Annotated in this window: 1 pseudogene; it reads right to left on the bottom strand. The window is 37.9% G+C overall.

The features are described 5' to 3' along the window. Window positions 1–151 precede the first annotated feature (151 nt). Window positions 152–1,045 (bottom strand): annotated as a pseudogene (locus MOB01S_RS12535) (hypothetical protein); the annotation flags it as partial.

The raw sequence follows: 1,045 nt of genomic DNA, 5'->3' as shown, positions 1-1,045 counted from the left end.
AAAAGGTTTCCTTTGAGAATTGGAAAATGATATCGGCTAGAATTTTACCACAATACCATTATCTTATCTATACTATATATATTGGGTCCCCAATCAAAAAACACTTGATCAATGGTATTGTTATGAGAAAAAGGATGAGAGGTTTCGATTTCTAAATCAATAGACGGTTCATCGGGGTCGCAAAACCTATCATATTCCGCAGGCAGCCATGTTTTAAGATTTTTGGCTCACCTTGAGTAAAATCCACATAAGTAAATACATCGCCATAACGTTGAGACCTTTCACAGGTCTGTACAGCAATACCTTCTACTGATGTTTTATACAGTGGTGTTGCATAGCTCCAAAGGCTAACACCAAATGCAGGTTTACCATCTTGACAAACCAAAGTATAGTTTCGGTCCTCATCCTTATGACGCTCGTAGACAGGTAAATCTTTGGCTTGTACCCAACCCGCTTCTTTTGTCCAGAAGGGGTGATTTTCTGTACAGAATACTTGAGATATGCCTTTATATTCTTTCTCTATAGGGCTAAGTTCTCCTGATTTCATTTTCTCTAATCTTTCAGGTTCGATATCATCTCTCAACGTATCAAATGCCACTCTTAAGATTTTGTGTTTTTCTTTAGAGGCGAATGTGTTTAAAACTCGTTTATAAGCAAGCTCACCCTCTGGTTGATCTTCATGGCGTGATAACACCATATCACCAACTTTTAATTTTTCAATAGGCATTAATCCCTTATCAGTATGAACCAATGTACCTGCCACAAAACCAGCATTATGTTTCATTTCTAACTTCAATTGCTCAACATCAAAAGCCTCATCATAAAGTTTCTTATTTAAAGCTTCACCTGACAACGGATTGTCTTTATCTGTCGCTAAAGCCTTCTCTCTTGTTTTATAATCCCATAGTGGACGGTTATTCTCTAACTTTAAAATAACCCTAACATCCGCTACACCCTGCCGTGCAACGTTCACAAACGCATTACGAACATTTATCGCAATAATCGCCTTTTCCTCCCAACTTGCATTTGGATGGTTAGCCTCAAT

The organism is Moraxella oblonga NBRC 102422, from assembly GCF_001598275.1.
Taxonomy (GTDB): domain Bacteria; phylum Pseudomonadota; class Gammaproteobacteria; order Pseudomonadales; family Moraxellaceae; genus Moraxella; species Moraxella oblonga.
The sequence above is the reverse complement of the archived record's forward strand: the minus strand, read 5'-3'. Positions and strand labels throughout refer to the sequence as shown.